At 71.1% G+C, this 16,446-nt stretch carries 27 protein-coding genes and 1 pseudogene; 25 read left to right on the plus strand and 3 right to left on the minus strand.

Annotated features, from left to right (window positions below; translation table 11 throughout):
- The first annotated feature begins 93 nt into the window (after positions 1 to 93).
- The 11 genes from AC5L3C_RS04425 to AC5L3C_RS04475 all read left to right on the plus strand — a co-directional run bounded on the left by AC5L3C_RS04425 (position 94) and on the right by AC5L3C_RS04475 (position 6,157).
- Entirely contained in the window at positions 94 to 306 is a 213-nt protein-coding gene (locus tag AC5L3C_RS04425; RefSeq protein WP_493646971.1) for a hypothetical protein, read from the plus strand.
- Entirely contained in the window at positions 303 to 551 is a 249-nt protein-coding gene (locus AC5L3C_RS04430; protein WP_493646973.1) for a hypothetical protein, read from the plus strand. Before AC5L3C_RS04425 ends, AC5L3C_RS04430 begins: the two co-directional genes overlap by 4 nt.
- On the plus strand, positions 548 to 901 hold the full coding sequence (locus AC5L3C_RS04435) for a hypothetical protein (protein WP_493646975.1): 354 nt from the start codon (positions 548 to 550) through the stop codon (positions 899 to 901). Before AC5L3C_RS04430 ends, AC5L3C_RS04435 begins: the two co-directional genes overlap by 4 nt.
- 75 nt (positions 902 to 976) lie before the next feature.
- Positions 977 to 1,738 carry a DNA-methyltransferase gene (locus AC5L3C_RS04440; RefSeq protein WP_493646977.1) on the plus strand — a complete coding sequence of 254 codons (762 nt, stop codon included), beginning with the start codon at positions 977 to 979 and terminating at the stop codon, positions 1,736 to 1,738.
- Between the two features lie 78 nt (positions 1,739 to 1,816).
- Positions 1,817 to 1,996: a hypothetical protein gene (locus AC5L3C_RS04445; protein ID WP_493646979.1), complete on the plus strand. Its 180-nt coding sequence runs from the start codon at positions 1,817 to 1,819 to the stop codon at positions 1,994 to 1,996.
- Between the two features lie 53 nt (positions 1,997 to 2,049).
- Complete coding sequence (locus AC5L3C_RS04450; RefSeq protein ID WP_493646980.1) at positions 2,050 to 3,525, plus strand: hypothetical protein; 1,476 nt, start codon at positions 2,050 to 2,052, stop codon at positions 3,523 to 3,525.
- 417 nt (positions 3,526 to 3,942) lie between these two features.
- Positions 3,943 to 4,281: a hypothetical protein gene (locus tag AC5L3C_RS04455; protein WP_493646982.1), complete on the plus strand. Its 339-nt coding sequence runs from the start codon at positions 3,943 to 3,945 to the stop codon at positions 4,279 to 4,281.
- On the plus strand, positions 4,278 to 4,913 hold the full coding sequence (locus AC5L3C_RS04460) for a hypothetical protein (RefSeq protein WP_493646983.1): 636 nt from the start codon (positions 4,278 to 4,280) through the stop codon (positions 4,911 to 4,913). The genes AC5L3C_RS04455 and AC5L3C_RS04460 overlap by 4 nt, the downstream gene beginning before the upstream one ends.
- Positions 4,914 to 4,915: 2 nt before the next feature.
- Complete coding sequence (locus tag AC5L3C_RS04465) at positions 4,916 to 5,194, plus strand: hypothetical protein (protein ID WP_493646985.1); 279 nt, start codon at positions 4,916 to 4,918, stop codon at positions 5,192 to 5,194.
- A gap of 94 nt (positions 5,195 to 5,288) precedes the next feature.
- Complete coding sequence (locus AC5L3C_RS04470) at positions 5,289 to 5,981, plus strand: hypothetical protein (protein ID WP_493646987.1); 693 nt, start codon at positions 5,289 to 5,291, stop codon at positions 5,979 to 5,981.
- Complete coding sequence (locus tag AC5L3C_RS04475; RefSeq protein WP_493646988.1) at positions 5,978 to 6,157, plus strand: hypothetical protein; 180 nt, start codon at positions 5,978 to 5,980, stop codon at positions 6,155 to 6,157. The genes AC5L3C_RS04470 and AC5L3C_RS04475 overlap by 4 nt, the downstream gene beginning before the upstream one ends.
- Before the next feature lie 175 nt (positions 6,158 to 6,332).
- Here AC5L3C_RS04475 and AC5L3C_RS04480 read toward each other — a convergent pair whose 3' ends face one another.
- The 3 genes from AC5L3C_RS04480 to AC5L3C_RS04490 form a co-directional block, all read right to left on the minus strand.
- Complete coding sequence (locus AC5L3C_RS04480) at positions 6,333 to 6,545, minus strand: hypothetical protein (protein ID WP_493646989.1); 213 nt, start codon at positions 6,543 to 6,545, stop codon at positions 6,333 to 6,335.
- A gap of 112 nt (positions 6,546 to 6,657) precedes the next feature.
- Positions 6,658 to 7,059, minus strand: a complete 402-nt coding sequence (locus tag AC5L3C_RS04485) for a DUF6221 family protein (RefSeq protein ID WP_493646991.1) — start codon at positions 7,057 to 7,059, stop codon at positions 6,658 to 6,660.
- Positions 7,052 to 7,456, minus strand: coding sequence for a helix-turn-helix transcriptional regulator (locus tag AC5L3C_RS04490; RefSeq protein ID WP_493646993.1), 405 nt, complete (start codon positions 7,454 to 7,456; stop codon positions 7,052 to 7,054). The genes AC5L3C_RS04485 and AC5L3C_RS04490 overlap by 8 nt, the downstream gene beginning before the upstream one ends.
- 142 nt (positions 7,457 to 7,598) lie before the next feature.
- On the opposite strand from AC5L3C_RS04490, the gene AC5L3C_RS04495 reads away from it, so the two are divergent.
- The 14 genes and pseudogenes from AC5L3C_RS04495 to AC5L3C_RS04560 all read left to right on the plus strand — a co-directional run bounded on the left by AC5L3C_RS04495 (position 7,599) and on the right by AC5L3C_RS04560 (position 16,445).
- Positions 7,599 to 7,796, plus strand: coding sequence for a hypothetical protein (locus AC5L3C_RS04495; protein ID WP_493646994.1), 198 nt, complete (start codon positions 7,599 to 7,601; stop codon positions 7,794 to 7,796).
- Positions 7,793 to 7,960, plus strand: coding sequence for a hypothetical protein (locus AC5L3C_RS04500; protein ID WP_493646996.1), 168 nt, complete (start codon positions 7,793 to 7,795; stop codon positions 7,958 to 7,960). The genes AC5L3C_RS04495 and AC5L3C_RS04500 overlap by 4 nt, the downstream gene beginning before the upstream one ends.
- 17 nt (positions 7,961 to 7,977) lie before the next feature.
- Positions 7,978 to 8,115 (plus strand): hypothetical protein, encoded by a 138-nt coding sequence (locus tag AC5L3C_RS04505; protein ID WP_493646997.1) that lies wholly within the window; start codon positions 7,978 to 7,980, stop codon positions 8,113 to 8,115.
- Positions 8,116 to 8,117: 2 nt separating this feature from the next.
- Complete coding sequence (locus AC5L3C_RS04510; protein ID WP_493646999.1) at positions 8,118 to 8,291, plus strand: hypothetical protein; 174 nt, start codon at positions 8,118 to 8,120, stop codon at positions 8,289 to 8,291.
- Positions 8,292 to 8,402: 111 nt separating this feature from the next.
- Positions 8,403 to 8,735 (plus strand): hypothetical protein, encoded by a 333-nt coding sequence (locus AC5L3C_RS04515; RefSeq protein WP_493647000.1) that lies wholly within the window; start codon positions 8,403 to 8,405, stop codon positions 8,733 to 8,735.
- An 87-nt stretch (positions 8,736 to 8,822) separates the two neighbouring features.
- A complete protein-coding gene (locus AC5L3C_RS04520; protein WP_493647001.1) occupies positions 8,823 to 9,068 on the plus strand; it encodes a hypothetical protein in 246 nt (81 codons plus the stop codon).
- 16 nt (positions 9,069 to 9,084) lie between these two features.
- Positions 9,085 to 10,029, plus strand: coding sequence for a hypothetical protein (locus AC5L3C_RS04525; RefSeq protein WP_493647003.1), 945 nt, complete (start codon positions 9,085 to 9,087; stop codon positions 10,027 to 10,029).
- 59 nt (positions 10,030 to 10,088) lie between these two features.
- The gene (locus AC5L3C_RS04530; protein ID WP_493647004.1) at positions 10,089 to 11,855 is read left to right on the plus strand and encodes an FtsK/SpoIIIE domain-containing protein; all 1,767 of its coding nucleotides are present in this window, start codon (positions 10,089 to 10,091) and stop codon (positions 11,853 to 11,855) included.
- A gap of 183 nt (positions 11,856 to 12,038) precedes the next feature.
- Positions 12,039 to 12,236 (plus strand): hypothetical protein, encoded by a 198-nt coding sequence (locus tag AC5L3C_RS04535; RefSeq protein ID WP_493647006.1) that lies wholly within the window; start codon positions 12,039 to 12,041, stop codon positions 12,234 to 12,236.
- 124 nt (positions 12,237 to 12,360) lie between these two features.
- Positions 12,361 to 12,765: a hypothetical protein gene (locus AC5L3C_RS04540; RefSeq protein WP_493647008.1), complete on the plus strand. Its 405-nt coding sequence runs from the start codon at positions 12,361 to 12,363 to the stop codon at positions 12,763 to 12,765.
- A gap of 62 nt (positions 12,766 to 12,827) precedes the next feature.
- Positions 12,828 to 13,367: a helix-turn-helix domain-containing protein gene (locus AC5L3C_RS04545; RefSeq protein WP_493647009.1), complete on the plus strand. Its 540-nt coding sequence runs from the start codon at positions 12,828 to 12,830 to the stop codon at positions 13,365 to 13,367.
- Positions 13,368 to 13,503: 136 nt separating this feature from the next.
- Positions 13,504 to 13,650: pseudogene (locus AC5L3C_RS04550) on the plus strand (HNH endonuclease); the annotation flags it as partial.
- 6 nt (positions 13,651 to 13,656) lie between these two features.
- Positions 13,657 to 14,931, plus strand: a complete 1,275-nt coding sequence (locus tag AC5L3C_RS04555) for a PBSX family phage terminase large subunit (protein ID WP_493653736.1) — start codon at positions 13,657 to 13,659, stop codon at positions 14,929 to 14,931.
- Entirely contained in the window at positions 14,931 to 16,445 is a 1,515-nt protein-coding gene (locus tag AC5L3C_RS04560; RefSeq protein ID WP_493647011.1) for a phage portal protein, read from the plus strand. The genes AC5L3C_RS04555 and AC5L3C_RS04560 overlap by 1 nt, the downstream gene beginning before the upstream one ends.
- Position 16,446 lies beyond the last annotated feature (1 nt).

The following is a 16,446-nucleotide window of genomic DNA, read 5'->3' on the forward strand; positions in this document are numbered from 1 at the left end:
CCTCATCCAGCCCAACCAGCCAGACACCACCGCCGCCTGACCGGCCGCCTACCCGGTTCCGCCATCCCCGCGCGCACCAGACAGGACATGACCATGACCAACCAGCCCCTCACCGCCGACGAGTGGAACGCCCGCTACCCCATCGGCACGCCCGTGACCGCCTACCCCCTCAGCCGCGACGACGACCCGCTGAAGACGACGACCCGCACCCCGGCCTGGACGCTCGGGCACGGTGCGGCGGTCGTCTCGGTGGAGGGCGAAGCCGGCGGTATCTGCCTGACCCACGTCGACCCCGTCCGGCCGTGACCATCACCGCGCTGCGCCGGCTCCTCGCCGACATCGACGACCAGGGCGGCCCCGACGCCGCCCGCGACAACCGCCTCACCCTCCCCCGGCTCGAGCGGTCGATCAGCTTCACCGCCGTCCGCGCCTGGGCCCGACAACACGGCATCCCCTGCCAGCCCCAAGGCCGCCCACCCCAAGCCGCGGTGGACGCGTGGCGCGCCGCCCACCAGCACCTGACCGACCCGACCGAAGGAAAACCCACATGAGCGACGACATCCAGATCGACGACTACGCCACCTACTCCGAGACCACCGAACACGAGAACGGCCACACCAGCCGACCGGTGATCGTCCAGGGCCGCCAGGCCCGCCAGCGCATGACGGCCACGGTGTACACGGCCGACGGCGAAGCCCCGGAGTATCAGGTGGTCGTGCAGGACCCGGAGACCGGCGTCATCACCGGCATCTCCACGGCGGTCAAGCACGGGCGCCACACGACGACATGGACGCGGATTGACGGTGGCGAGCAGGACCGCATCAGGCAGGAGCGGGACGCGCAGAGGGCGCGGATGTGGCAGGCCGCTGCGGCCGCCGGCGCTTTGACGCCCGCCCGGTGACATCCCGTAGCCCGGGGCGCGGCTATCGCCCCGGGCCTGACCCCACCGTCCCACACCACCGAAAGGGAACCCGACATGACCCCGTACTGGGAAGACGAAGAGACCGGCCTGGTCCTGTACCACGGCGACATGCGCGAGGTGCTGCCCGCGCTCGGGCTGCAAGCCGACTGCATCGTCACTGACGCGCCCTACGCGGAGACCAGCCTCGCCTGGGACCGCTGGCCTGACGGCTGGCCGACGTTGGCCGCCACCGCCGCCAGCAGCATGTGGTGCTTCGGGTCGATGCGCATGTTCCTCGACCGCGGCCACGAGTTCACCGCCTCCGACTGGAAGCTCTCCCAGGACGTCGTCTGGGAGAAGCAGAACGGCACCGGCTTCGCCGCCGACCGCTTCAAGCGCGTCCACGAGCATGCCCTCCACTGGTACCGCGGCGACTGGCGCAGCGTGCATCACGACGTGCCAGTGGAGGAGGCTGGCCGCCAGGGCGGCGGTAAGAGAGGCTTCAAGACAAGGGCCTCGACGCAAGACCACCTGGGGAAGATCGCTTCTCAGATGTGGGTCGGTGACGGGACTCGCCTGCTGCGTTCGGTGATCAAGATCCGTTCCATGCACGGGCGAGCGATCCACCCGACCCAGAAGCCCACTGGAATCTTGCAGCCACTCATCGAATACGCCTGCCCGCCCGGCGGCCTCGTCGTCGACCCCTTCACCGGCTCTGGCAGCACCCTCGACGCGGCCCGCCAGTGCGGCCGGCGCGCGGTCGGGATCGAGGCCCGCGAGGAGTACTGCGAGGCGGCTGCCCGCCGTCTGTCGGCGCTGACGCTGCCCATCCCGTGACCACGCATGGCGGCCTGGGCGCGTTGCTGTCGCGCCCAGGCCTGGCCCGCACCCTACCCACACCCCCTGGAGCCAACCGTGACCACACCCGCCGACGAACTCCGCACCGCCGCCGAAACGCTGCGCGCCGCCGGGGCACAGCCATACGCGGCCTGGCTGGCCGAGCACGCCCGCCGGCTCGACGCCGGAGGCCTTCCTGCCGTCCACGAGCACGTGCTGGTGGTGGCCCGGCAGATCAACGCCGCTGCCTGTTCTTGACCGTTCTGTCGGCCGCCCCGCGCACCGGGGCGGCCCCACCACCCGGAGACCCGATGACCCACCAGACCACCGCCGAGACCGCCGAGCGCCGCGCCAAGGCGGAAGGCGCCATCGAAGCCCTGCGGACCGCCGCCGAAGAGATGCACGTCGGCATCGCCGTCGGCTCGATCCCGCTCGAAGTCCGCCCGGCAGTCGAGTCATGGCTGCGCCGTCTTGCCGAGCAGCGCCTCGACCGCTCGCGCAAGGAAACCGCCACGCCCGCCGCTGCGCCTGCTGCCGTGGAGCCGCCCGCCGACCAGACCGCCGACGCTCCCGCCGCTGAGTGCAGCGCGCAGCACCGCCGGTTCGACGACGACCGACTCTGCATCCGCGCCGCGCAGCACCACGGCGACCACATCGACGAGCGCGGCTACCACTGGTCCGACACCGTGGCCGTCTACCCGGTGGCCGACGGCACGTTCCGCACTGGAACCGACGTGGGCGCCGAGCTGCGCCGCATGGCCGACGAGACGGCAACCGAGACGCAGCCCGCGCGCTGCGTCTGTGGGCACCCCATCGGCCTCCACCACGAAGACGTCTGCCTCCGCACCGACTGTGGATGCGCTGACGCGCTGGAGATCAACGCCGTGCCCGAGGCCCTCGAAGCGGTACTGACGGAGCGCTACACCGAACTCGGCAACTCCTTCTCCCGGATGCGGCGCCAGGAGCAGGGCCCGGACGGGTGGCCCGCAGAGCGCCCCGTCGGCCCGCACCACGTCGCCGAGACGCTGCGGGAGCTGCTGCGGCGGGCGGCCACCGACGGACCCGGACTCCGCCTGCCCGACCACACCGTCAACGAGGAAGAGACCCCGCCCCCTGCCCCCCGCGACCGCCACCGCGCCGCATGGAACGCACTCACCCCCCAGCAGCAGGCCGCCTACCTCGCCCAACTCGACAGCGCCGGTGCGCGGCAGGACCAGACCACAACCGACGAGCCGGAGCGCTGCGCCCACTGCACCCACCCCAAGCGCGACCACGACGGCCGCGCCGACCACCGAGCCAAGCACTCCCCGCTGGTCGCAGGAGACCCCTGGTGCCACGCCTGCGACGGCCCGTGCGACTACGCCGCCGGGGCGCGGCAGGACGAGACGGCAACCGACCAGCCCGCGCCCGGGAGCACCGAGACCCGCCCCTGCCGGACGTCCGTCTCCGGCGGCACGGTGTGGTGCTGCGAAGAAGGCGAGACCGACTGCCCGTGCGTCTGCCACCAGCCCGCCGCCGGGGCGCGACAGGCCGACGAGACGGCAACCACCGAGGCGCCCTGGCCGACCGTCACCGACTTCTCCCTGGAGGTCTGGGAGGGCGACACCTGGGTCGGCGTCACCTTCAAGCGGAAGACCCTCGACGAAGCCCGCGAGCGCCGCGAGTCCTTCCGCCGCCGCTTCCCGGAGGCCCAGCTCCGCATCGTCCGCTGGGACGAGACGTCCACCGTCGTGGAAGCCGATCCCGGGCCCGCCGCCGGGGCGCGGCAGGACGGGGGCCGGCCGTGATCGGTGAGGCCATAGACACCGCGATCACTCTCGGCGTGGCGCTCCTCGTGTGGATCGTCGTCGCGGCCGCTGTCGGCACGGTGGTCCTCCTCGGGGCGGCTGCGGCCGCCGCGTGGGTTGTGAAGACCCTGCGGCGGGGCGTCCGGGCCAGGAGGCACCCAGAGGACTGCTGTACGCCCGCTGGAGCGACGAACACCCCCTCCGGCGGCTCTGCGGACACCGGAACCCCTCCCAGGCCCGCAGAGGGCCGCTCACGGCCTTCGTGGTCCCACAGTCAGCCACCCGACTACGACGAGGCCGCCTGATGGGCCGCGCCCTCGGCATCGGCATCGTGCTCGCCCCGTTCATCAGCGCCGCCCTGCTCAGCCTCCGCTGGGCAGGGCGCGCCCTCCACAACCACTACCGGAAGGACCGCCGATGACACCCGCCCTCCGCTACGGCCACGCCGCCACCCTCACCGCCATCCTCTTCACCACCGCAGCCGCCTACCTCGCCCACACCGGCCACTGGCTCCCCGCCGCCGCCCTCATCTACACCGCCGCCCTCTTCACCTGGATCGCCACCCGCGAATACGCCACCCACAAGCGCACCCTCCTCGAGCACGACTGGGCCAGACGCCAAGCCCTCGGCCACAACCCGCCCCCGCTCAACCCGTGCTGCCGCCTCGGCCGCGCCTCCTACGGCGCAGCCCACGACCACCTGTGCACCGACCTCACCACCCGCCACACCGACCGCCCGGAGGACCACGCAGCATGAACCAGCGCATCCCCCTCGACCACCTCACCAGCGACCAACTCGACCACCTCTACGAACGCGCCGAACAGGCCGAGGCCGCCCTCACCCGCGTCCAGCACGTCGCCGCCCTCATCCACGCCGGCGCGCCCTGGACCGCCAACCGGACCGACACGGCCGCCCGCATCCGCGCCGCCATCGCCGGACCCGGCACGGCAGCGACCGAAGCGACTGTGCCCCGCGCCCTGTTCGACGAGAACGCCCGCCGCCACCAGGCCGCCATCGACCGTGTCGACGAGCTCCTGGCCGCCATCGCCCGCGTCCGCAAGGTCGCCACCGCCATCCGCGACGCCACCGCCGCCGGCCGCAACGACTGGCAGATCGGGCAGCACGACTGCGCACTCACCATCCTCGCCGCCCTGACCGAGCCCGCCCCAGCAGCGACCGAAGCGACCGAGCTGGAGACCACCGTCCGCGTCATCTCCGCCCTCCACCAGACCGCCAACGACACCGTCACCCGAGTCATCGACCTCCACGAGCAGTGGGTAGCGGCCGGCCCGCCCCCGCTCGGCACCAGCCTCGCCCGCTGGTGGGACAAGCGACTCGCCGAACTCCACGACGCCATCCAGCCCGCCGACCAGCCCAAGGAGCAGTGACCATGCCCGCGAAACCACTCGCCGTCGGCGACGTCATCCACGGCTTCGCCTACGGAGCATTCGGCCGCGACCACTACGACTGCGTCCGCATCGAAGCCGTCGGCCCCGACTGGATCGTCACCCGCGACCCCCACGCCGAGTTCGACGACGGCCTGTCGTTCGTCTCCGGAAGCCGCTCTCTGAAGCTGTGCATCCAAGCCCGAGACGAGCCCTGCTCCGGCGGCCCCTGCCCGCTCGCGCGAATCGATCCGCCGCTCACGGACCTCGCCTCGAACCGCTGAAGAACGACGCAGGGGCGCGCCTCACAGTCTCCCCAGACCAGGCACGCCCCCAGGTGCTGATCACCGTACCGCCCCAAGCACCACAGGAGCCACGATGACCACCACCACCCACCTCACCGTCGTGATCCGCCACTGGCCGGACCTTCAGGACGCCCTCGGCCAGCCCGCCATCCACCACGGCTTCGGCATCGGCCTCCGCGGACACCTCGCCGCACTCACCGACATCGCCGACCGCGCCCTCGCCCGCGCAGCCGAGCGAGCCGACTCCGCCCCCGACGCCCCCGGGGAGCGGCCGGCCCCGCTCCGCACGACGATCCTCGACACCATGACCGAGGTCGAGGCCGCGCTCGTCGACTGCGCCGACCAACTCGCCGCCCACATTCAGCGCACCCCCATGAGCCGCGCGCCCCGCGACTGGCCGGCCGCCGACCGCGCCCGCCGGAACGAGCTCGCCGACCAGGACGCCAACGATCCGCGCCGCTGGAAGTGGACGGGGCGGCGGACGGCACCGCATGCCGCCCTGTGGCTGTACGCCCGTCTCACCCAGCCTGGTGGGCCGTTCGCGCCGCTGACCGATCGGCACCGGGAGACCGTCGCCGCCGTGGCCCGAGCCTCCGCGGAGCGGGTGGAGCGGGCGTTGGACATCGCCGCGCAGCGCCGCACGCTGGAGCAGCGGCACGACTGCGGCGGCCGGATCGACGTCCACGGCGGCGAGGGCAGGCAGCCGCTCGCGCACTGCACCGGCTGCGGACGCATCTGGACCGAGAACGGGATGGTGGCCGCGTGAACGACGACGAGGCCAGGGCATTCGTAGAGATCTGGCGAGAGGAGTTGCTACGCGAGCACCCCGAGGTCGCTCGGGAGATGCGGCGCATGCGGCGGGGCATGACGAGCCCGAGCAGGATCGTCATGGACGATGCGCGCCTCAACGAAGCGGACGGACCCGACGGGAGGGCGGGGTGATCGCCGCATGAGCCCGGAGTGGCGGCGGCTCCTCGGCCGGTGCCTGATCGTGGCCGCACTCGCTGTCGTCCTGTGGGTGGCACTCACGGCCTGAACAGCACGAAGCCCGCCGTACCCCACAGGGTGCGGCGGGCTTCGCTCTCCCAAGTAGCCACCGACGCTACGCCCCAGACGGTCACGGCGTCCAGACGTCCGGCCCGCCACCCCGCCACTCGATCAGCAGCGACCGCACCACGTCCATCTCGTCGGCCTCCTGCAGACCGGCCTCCTGGAGATACCTCGCCACGTCGAGGACGGAGAACGCCCGGCCGACGATCGCGCCGTCGATGCGGACACGCCGGCCTCCGTCGTCGTCGGGCGGGTAGATCACGACAGGGGGAACAGCCATACGGCCAGCGTGCGGGCGCGGGCGGGTGGGCGCACGCGGGGATGGGCCGGACACGCGAAGAGGGCCCCCTGCTGTTCCTAGGTCAGCAGGGAGCCCTCTGGTCTGCGGTCGGCTACGGCCGCCACTCCTCACGGTAGCCGGGCCGGTCCGCGTAGGGCAGGGCGAGGCTGCGCAACAGGTCCCCGTGGACCTCGTCCCATCCCATGATGGTGGCGTGGGTGTTGATACGCCCGATCAGCCGCCGCTTGGCGTCGATCTCGCGCAGCACCCGCGCCGGATCCCACTCCGCGATGTGCGCAGCCAGCTCGGGCCCCTCCACGGTCAGGCCGCGCCAGTGCTTGTCCTGCTCGTATGGAGTGTGGTGTTCGGGCGGCCACATGAGGACCATCTCCGAGTTCGTCCAGTCCGGATCATCGCCGGGGCCCTGGTGCCAGTCGTGGGGCGCCCGCACGGCCCGCGCGGTCCGCTCGTCCTCGTCGAGCTGCGCGCGCAACCACTCCACCAGGTCACCCATCCTGCGCCTCCGGCTCCACGCTCGTGACGTCAAAGCTGAACGACACGTCCGAACACGCGTCGTAGATCTCTTGCCGGATCTGGTCCGGTGCCGCATCGGCGTCGGCCTCGATCCGCATCGTCAGCACGAACGTCCTCATACCGGTCTCCTTGGGTCGCTGTCTCGAGGTCGCGAGGTCGGTCCGCTTACCTGGCTGTTTGGGGTTCGCCGCGAAGAACGCGGCCACCTCGTCCTCTCGCCATCGAAGCGCCGTCGTGCCCGGCACCGGTACAGGCTGAGGAAAGGTCCCGCGGCGTCGGTACGTGTGGATCGACACGCGGCTGACCCCGTGCTCCACCGCGATGTCGTTAAGGCTCATCAATCGCGGGCTCCCCTCGCGCTCAGGGTTCTTGGGCACGGCAGCATCCTCCCCGAACCCCTTGACGTTTGTAAAGGGGTCCTGCACTCTGGAACGGCAACAACAAGTCGGCCCCGACCGGAGCTCTCACCCTGCCGGTCGGGGCCAGTCACCCAACCTGCCGTGAACAGGAGAGATGACCGTGACCGATCGTAACGGCCAGCAGCCGCCCCAGCCCAGCCCCCGCGCCCGCGCCATCCAGGCCGCCGCCGACGCCTGCAACGCCCACCAGCAGGCCCCCGACACCAACACGCTCCACCGCCTGCGGGCCACCGTGCAGACCGCCCACAACCTCGGCGCCACCTGGGCTGACATCCGCGCCGCCAGGGGACAGCGGTGAGCACCGAGCAGGACTCCCTCGCCCCGCGGGCGAACCGGATCTTGTCCACGCCGGACACCGTCGAGCAGTGCCGCACCGAGCTGCGCACCCCCACCGAACAGACCATCGCCGCCGGTGCCGCACGCGACCAGGCCGCGTTCGCCCGCATCAACGCCGCCCGCTGACCCCGAGGAGAACCACCGTGCCCGAACAGCACACCGACCTCACCACCCCCGAAGCCGTCGCCGCCGGCCAGCAGGTCTACGACCGCATCACCACCGGCCAGTGCACCGACGCGGTCGCCGAACTCAACGCCGCCTACGGCCAGAAGGAGAACTAGACGTGGGCTTCGGGCAGATCGCCGCGCACCAGGTGCAGTCACTCGCCGCCGCAGCCCGCGCCGGCGCCCTGGACCCGGAGCAGGCCCGCAAGGCCGCGGAGGACAACCTCAACAGGCTCAACCCGGTCGACCGGGCGGAGGCGGAGGCGATCCTCCGCGCCAACGCCCCCCGCTGAACCCACCAGCCGCCGCGCCCCGGTCACCATCCCCCGGCCGGGGCGCGGCTCACCCCCGCAAGGAGCCCCGGCCCGATGCTCGCCTTCCTCACCCGCCGAAAGGACACCCCCATGACCAGCACCACCACCGAGACGTCCCCTCCGCAGACCGACGACAACGTCGTGATGCGGTTCCTCACCCAGGGCGGCGCCACCGTCGAGCTCCGCCGACAGACCCGCACCGTCAACTACCAGTACGGGAACCCCGGCTACCTGCTCGGCAACGGGCAGACCCGCGTCTCCAACGGCTTCAACTGGCGGTGCCTCGGCTGCAACGCCATCGGAGGTGGCGGCCGGTACGGCTTCGGCGACAACCACTTCGACGAGTACATGCCGGAGAAGTCCCGCACCGAGGCCAACGAGCACGCCGCCACCTGCCGGGCCATGCCCAAGCCCACCGCCTGACCGGTAGCCCTCGGCGCACGACCACAACGCGTGCGCCCTGGACATCCGGCCAGCCACCACCCACCCGACCCGAGTGAAAGGGCCGCCATGCGACGCCGCCCCGACCACCTCCTCCGCAGCCTCCTCGCCGCCGCCCTGGCCGTCCTCGCTCTCATGCACCCCGAGGCCACCGCCCAGCTCGCCCAGCTGGCCACCGCGCTCCTCCTCGGCATCGTCACCGGTATCACCCACGCCGCCGCCGCCCAGCCCGAAGCCGCCCTCCTCACCGCCGGCGGTATCTACCTCGCCCACCAGATCCGCACCCACCGCCCCCGCACCACCGCCCGCACCTGACCCGGAGAAACCCGCGATGCCCAGCCGCTTCCGCCGCCCCCGCACCCAGACCATCACCGACACCGTCAACGGCACCCCCGTCACCTACACCATCCCCGACACCAGCCCGCCCCCGCCGCGGCTGCCGTTCCACCTCGACAGCCTCCTCCGCAAAATCCTGTTCACCACCGCCATCCTCATGACGATCGGCGCGATCATCTGGGGCACCGTCGCCATCGGCGGCATGCTCGCCATGCTCGCCCCCGCCTGGGCCGCCTACCTCGTCGCCGGAGTGTTCGACGCCGGATGGGCCGCCTGCCTCATCGCCGAATGGCTCCTGCGCCACGACCACAAACGCGCCGAACTCCCGCGCACCGCCGGCGTCGCCATGCTCGTCGTGTCCATGGCGGCGATCATCATGCACGGACACCTCACCGGCCCGTGGGGCTGGATCGTCGGCATCGTCGGCGCGCTCGTCTCCGCCGCCGCCAAGGGCGTCTGGGCGATCGGCATGCACACCATCCGCATCAAACTCGACCCCAAGTACGAGGCGTACCTGTCCGCGCTGCAGCAGCAGGCCGGCACCGAGATGGCGCTCGCCCTCGGAGAGCGGGACCGGCTCCTGTCGCAGGAACGCACGGTCGCTGTGCGGCTCGCCCTCGAGGCCCGCCGTCCGCCCGCACCGCCGGTGGTCGAGCCCGAGAACCGGCCCGTGGACCGGCCTGAACCGCAGCCGGTCCAGACCGCCGACCAGCCGGTGAACCACGCCGAACCCGCGCCCGCGCCCGCCCCGGTCCACGCCGCCGGGCGTGCCGTGGACCGGCCCATGCAGCCCGAGGACCAGGTCGACCAGCTGCTGTCCCGGCTCCGCAGGGGCGAGCACATCACCAAGCGCGGCGCCGCCTTGATCCTCGGCGTGTCGGAGTCGACCGCGTACCGGCGGCTGAAGGACGCCGAGTCGAAGCTCCACCAGTACAACTAGCCACCCCCGCGGCCGCCCCCGTCCCCGGGGGGCGGCCCTCGTTCTGCCGGAGCCCGCCAGTGAAGATCACCACCGCCGATCTCGCCACCAGCCTCGCCGTGCCCAGCATCGTCACCGGCGCCGCCCTCATCGCCGAATGGCAGTACGGCACCAGCGCGGCCGCCGTCGAGTTCACCGCCGCCGTCGCCGCGGGCAAGCTCGCCTTCGTCAGCTTCGCTAAGAAGTGGAGCCCCGCCCTGGCCTGGTCCAGCCTCGCCGCCGCTGGCCTGTTCACTCAGGCCGGCGTCACCACCGTCGCCGGGATAGGGCCCACCGCCTACGCGTGGCTCGTCTCGTCGGCTGCCGCGGTCGCTGCCCGGCTGGTGTACAAGCACCACACCCGGCATGACGCGATCAAGCTCGACCATGAGTCGGTGAAGCTGCGGACTGCCATGATCCGGCAGGAGATGGCTGCGCACGCCCTCGCGCAGCGGACCGCGCCTGAACCGGTTCAGGCCGGGCCGGACCTGACCGGGCGGACCGTGGAAGAGACCCGCCTGCGGACCGTGGTCCACGAACTGTTCCAGGCCGAACTCCCGGGCTGCACCGTGGAACGGACCAAGACCGGCTGGACCGCGGTTCTTGATCTGCCTGTGAATCTGGACCGGTCCCGCCTCAAGTCCGCCTGGGATCGGGTGGCGTCGGGCATGGGCGTGGCCGGGGAGTTCATGCTGGAAGACGGGGCGCTCACGAACCAGATCATCGCCCGGTTCATCGACGGTGACCCGCTCGCCGCGGTGGTCCCCTACACGCGAACCCAGGGCGCCCGGTTCACCGACCCGGTCCTGTTGGGCGTGGACCGGTTCCTGAACCCGGTCTGGCTCGACCTGGCCTACAACCACACCTTGGTCGCCGGATCGTCCAAGTTCGGCAAGTCCACCCTGGTCCGGTCCATCGCGGTCCAGCTCGCGGACCGCCCGGACACCGTGCTGTACGGCATGGACCTCAAGCCGGGCGCGCCGGAGCTGACCCCGATGGCGCCGATCCTTCAGGACGTCGCGACCACCCCGGAGCAGGCGCACGCCCTCCTCGACTGGCTCAAGGAGGAACTCGGCGAGCGCGGCGAGATCCTCGCTGCCGCGGGCGATCAGGAGTGGGACCCCGCCAAGCACGGCCGGCCCGCGATCTGGGTCATCGAGGACGAACTCGCCGAGCTGGTCCGGCAGGGCGACGACGGCCCGTGGAAGAAGCAGCCGGCCTCCAAGAAGCAGGAGTCCCTTCTCGCGCTGATGCGGTTCGCCGGCATGCACTTCCTGTCCGCCACCCAGCAGCCGAGCAGGAAGGTGTTCGGCGGCACCACGGACGCCCGCGGGAACTACGCGAACCGGCTGTCCACCCGCATGAACGACGCGGACCACCGCCGGTTCATCTTCGGTAACACCCCTGGTTGGGAGCCCGGGAAGCTGGACCAGCCGGGGAAGTTCCTGCTGCAGTCGCCGGTCCACCAGGTCGCCGCGCCGTACAAGGGGATGTGGCTGACGGGCGATGAGTTCCGTGCTGAGGTGGCGCGGATTGGGGCGACGACGGTGCGTGCGCCGGTGGGGAAGCGGCTGGTTCTGCCGGTGGGTGGGTCGTCGAATCAGGAGAAGGTGCGGGCTGCGTTGGCGAAGTACGGCAATGCGACGCGGCGGGAGCTGGAGCAGGCGACCGGGCTGGAGGAGCGGCAGGTGTTGAAGGCGCTGGACGGGCTGAAGCCGGAGGTGGAGCGCACGGACGCGGGGACGTGGCGGATGGTGCCTGAGGAGGCGTGGGACGCGCAGGCGGTCTCCGTCCCGGTGGAGCGGTAAACGCCGAGGTCGGAGCCGGTTTGTGTGGGGTCTCCTACCCCCTTCCCTGAGCGGTGCTGGAAGGTCCGCCAGGGGAGGGGGTTTCCTGTGCCCGGGAGACCCTCTGGGGGACCGTGTCGGGCCGTCGGAGAGAGCTGCCAGATGTCCCGTCCTGGCGGGGCCCACACGCGAGAGGATGCTGCCATGGCTACAGAGCACAAGATGACCTGGGACCCCGACTTCACGGAGTCGGTGGATGAGAACGGGTGGGTGGTCAGGGAGCTGACTGGTATCACGCCCGTGAATTGTTCGTGCGGCTTCGCCAAGGTCGTGGCGAACCGCGATGTGCGGCGGGTGGTCGAGGAGCACGAGGCCGGTGCCGATACCGCGGACACCGCCTGACCTCAACCTTGCTTGACGTATGACCCGTCGTACCGCACCATGGGTCGCAGATCTGGCATGCCCGGAAACGATCACCCCAACTGCGACATGATGCCCCCTCAGCACCACAGTTCCAGGGGGGAACATGAGCAAGAAGCCCAAAGCAGGGAACATCGCCGGACTCGGCTGCCTCAGCCTCGTAGCTATCATCGTCGGAGTCTTCATCATCGCCATCGCCACCAGCGACGGCGACAGCAACGACGGCAGCGACAACAAGCCGCTCAGCGAGAGCGCTGCCGTCATGTGCGAGGAGTTCGTCAAGAAGCGCCTAAAGTCGCCGGGCAGCGCCGAATTCCCCGACCCGTTCGATGCCGACTACGCCAAAACCGTCGTCCTCAGCGACGCCAAGCCGTGGAAGTATGAGGTCACTGGCGTGGTCGACAGCGAGAACTCGTTCGGCGGGCTGGTCCGTGCCGACTACGTGTGCACCGTGTCCACCAAGGACGATGACACGTGGACGCTCGACGACCTTGAGCTAAATCAGCGCTGACACTCGCAGTCTGGCCCGGCCGCCCCGTGCGGTCGGGCCTTTCCCATGCCCGGAGGTGACCCGTGGCCGCCAAGCCGAACCCGCGCCCGGTCACCGACGAGGACCGCAAGGCCGTACGCCGACTCGCCGCGCAAGGCCTCGGCCGGAACGCCATCGCCCGGGAACTGGGCCGGTCCTCTCGCACCATCAGCGTCATAGCCGCCGAACTCGACCCGCCGGTGACGTTCGACCGCACCATGACCGCCGTCGCGACCGAGGCCCGCGTCATCGACGCCAAGGCCCGCCGTGCCGCGCTCATCCAACGCGCCTACACCCGCGCGGAGAAGATCTTCGACCGGCTTGAAGCCGACGAGACCAGCGGCTACAAGTTCACCGCCACCAGCGTCAACGGCATCGAGACCAAGACTCTCGACCACGTGCCCGGCCCCGAAGAGCGCTCCTTGGCCACCGCGGCTGGCCAGTACCTCGCGCAGGCCGCCAAGCTCGAAGCGATCGACGGCGACCCCGGCGTGGACGCCGCGCGGTCGATGCTCGGCTCCCTCGCCGAGGGCCTGCAGAAGCTCGCCGACTCCCCTGCTGAGCAGGGCAGTTCGGTAGACTGATCGCACAACCAAAGACGGACCCCGGCGGGTGCGGGAACACCCCCGGGGCGTGGCCAACCTGGATGAGAGGTTGACGTGACCGAGGCTACATGCTCGGAGCCCGGATGCGAGCGCCGCCGACCCGTGTGTCTTCTGCGGAGGCGAGAGCGAGGCCGTCGACCACATCCACCCGGTCGTCCGTGGTGGCTCCGACCGGTGGACGAACCTGGCGCCCATCTGCCAGTCCTGCAACTCGATCAAGCGCGACCGATCGCTGCTGGAGGTGCTGCTCCCCGGGAGGTGACCCGTGATCCGTGGGTTGGACCTTCCGCTCAGCCGCAAGCAGATCGAGGCGGTCGCGTACTCGACGGCGCGCATCAACATCCTCCATGGCGCGATCCGCTCGGGTAAGACCGTCGCCTCGCTGATCGCGTTCCTGATCGCGGTCGCCGCGGCCCCGTCGTCGGGGCTGATCGTGATCGTGGGCCGGTCGCTGCAGACGATCGAACGGAACGTCCTCGACCCGCTCCAGGACGACGCCCTGTTCGGGCCGATCGCCAAGCTGGTCGTCCACACCCGTGGCGCGACGACGGCGACGATCCTCGGCCGGACTGTGCACCTGATCGGCGCCGCCGACTCCCGCGCGGAGGGCCGCCTCCGTGGTCTGACCGCCTGCCTCGCGTACGTGGACGAGGCGACGCTGATCCCGCGCGGCTTCTGGAACCAGCTTCTCGGCCGCCTCAGCGTGCCGGGTGCGCGGCTGCTGGCGACGACGAACCCCGACAACCCGGGGCACTGGTTGAAGAAGGAGTTCCTCGACCGCGCGGCCGACTTGGACCTGCGGGAGTGGCACTTCACCCTCGACGACAACCCCGCCCTCGACGAGGCGTACGTCGCTTCCCTGAAGGCCGAGTACGTCGGCCTGTGGTACCGGCGGTTCATCTCCGGCCACTGGGTGCAGTCCGAGGGCGCCATCTACGAGATGTTCGACACCACGAAGCATGTGGTGCGGGACCTGCCGCGCATCGACCGCTGGCTGTGCGACGCGATCGACTACGGCACCGTCAACCCGTACGCCGACCTGCTGATCGGCGTCGGCGCGGACCGGCGCCTGTACGTGGTCAGCGAGTTCCGGCATGACTCCCGTACCGCGCGCCGGCAGATGACGGACAGCGAGTACTCGAAGGCGCGCCGGGCGTGGCTGGCCAGGGTGCCGCAGCCGCAGTCGAACGTCGTGGGTGTGGCGCCGGAGTGGACGATCGTGGACCCGTCGGCGTCGTCGTACATCGAGCAGCTGCACCGGGACGGTGTGAGCGGTGTGACGGCGGCGGACAATGCGGTGCTCGACGGCATCCGCACGGTGTCCTCGCTGATCTCCACCGGGGATCTGCTGGTGCACGAGTCCGCGCGCGGCCTGATCGACGAGTTCCCGGGCTACTCGTGGGACGACTCTGCGGCGGAGCGCGGCGAGGATAAGCCGATCAAAGAGAATGATCATTCGCTCGACGCGATTCGCTACGGCCTACGGACGACCGAGGCCCTGTGGCGGCCGTACCTACCGACCCGACTGGAGGTGGCTGCCTGATGTCCCTGCCCGCAGGCAACACCGCGTGGCCTCCGCCTTACCTCGGACCGGCCCTCGACGCGATGCACGCCTGGGATTCCTGGTGGTCCGGTGACCCCGACCGGCTGGAGCAGCTCTACGGCGGCTCGACGGGCGGCGGCCCCGACCCCAAGCGTCTGCAGTTCGCCGGCGGGGTGATCGGCCGTCTCGCACGCTGGTGGTGGGGCACGCCGACCGCCCCGGGCGAGCGCCGCACGAAGTTGCACGTGCCGATCGCCGGTGACCTCTGCGGTGGGTCGGCCGACCTCCTGTTCTCGGAGCCGCCGAAGCTCACCGTCGACGACGACACCACCCAGGACCGACTCGATGCCCTCGTCGACGACGGCATGCTGGCCACGCTGCAGACAGCCGCTGAGGTTGGCGCTGCCCTGGGCGGCGTGTATCTGCGGCCGGTCTACGACAAGGAGCTGGCGGACCGGCCGTGGATCGTCGCCGAGCACGCCGACCGGGCCCTGCCCGAGTTCACCTGGGGCCGCCTCTCCGTAGTCACGTTCTGGAAGGCCGTCCGCGAGGAGGACGGCCAGATCTGGCGGTGGCTGGAGCGGCACGAGCCGGGCGTCATCATGCACGGCCTGTACCAGGGCACGAAGGACAACCTCGGCCGACCGGTCCCCCTCGAGGACTCGGAGGCCACAGCCCCGTTCGCGCCCCTGGTCAACGCCGAGGGCGCAATCCCGACCGGCTACAACGGCCTGGACGTCGTGTACATCCCCAACCAGATCAGCCGCCGCTGGCGGTGCAAGCCGAAGCTGAAGGACTTCGGCCGCTCCGACCTGGACGGGGTCGAGCCGATGATGGACGCCCTCGATGAGACCTACAGCTCGTGGATGCGGGACATCCGGATCGGCAAGGGCCGCATCGTCGTGCCGAACGCCTACCTGCAGTCGCAGGGGCCTGGGCGGGGCGGCTCGTGGAATCCGGATCAGGAGGTGTTCGCCGGGCTGGACATGCTGGCTCGTGCGGATGCGAGCGGGCAGCTCACCGTGGCCCAGTTCGCGATCCGGGTCGCCGAGCATCGGGAGACGGCGGAGGACTTGGTCAACCAGATCCTTCGGTCGGCCGGCTACTCGGGGCAGACGTTCGGGCTCGGTGGCGACGCCGCGGTGACCGCGACGGAGATCACCGCCCGGGAACGGCGGTCGATGACGACTCGCGGCAAGAAGATCCTCCGGTGGCGGCCGGCACTGGCGCAGCTGGTGGAGGCGCTCCTCGCCATCGATCAGGCCGTGTTCGGCGGGAGCATCGTGCCCCAGCGGCCCACGGTCGAGTTCGAGGACTCCGTGCAGGAGGACCCGCTGACGCTCGCCAACACGGCGGACGTTCTGCGGCGGGCGCAGGCGGCGAGCACGGACACGCTGGTGCGGATGGCCCACCCCGAGTGGGACGACACCCAGGTGCAGGAGGAAGTCGACCGGATCCAGCAGGAGGCGGGCACCGCGGTGCCGGACCCGATGCAGACCGGAGCCCTCCCGTAGA

Source organism: Streptomyces speibonae (genome assembly GCF_984686075.1).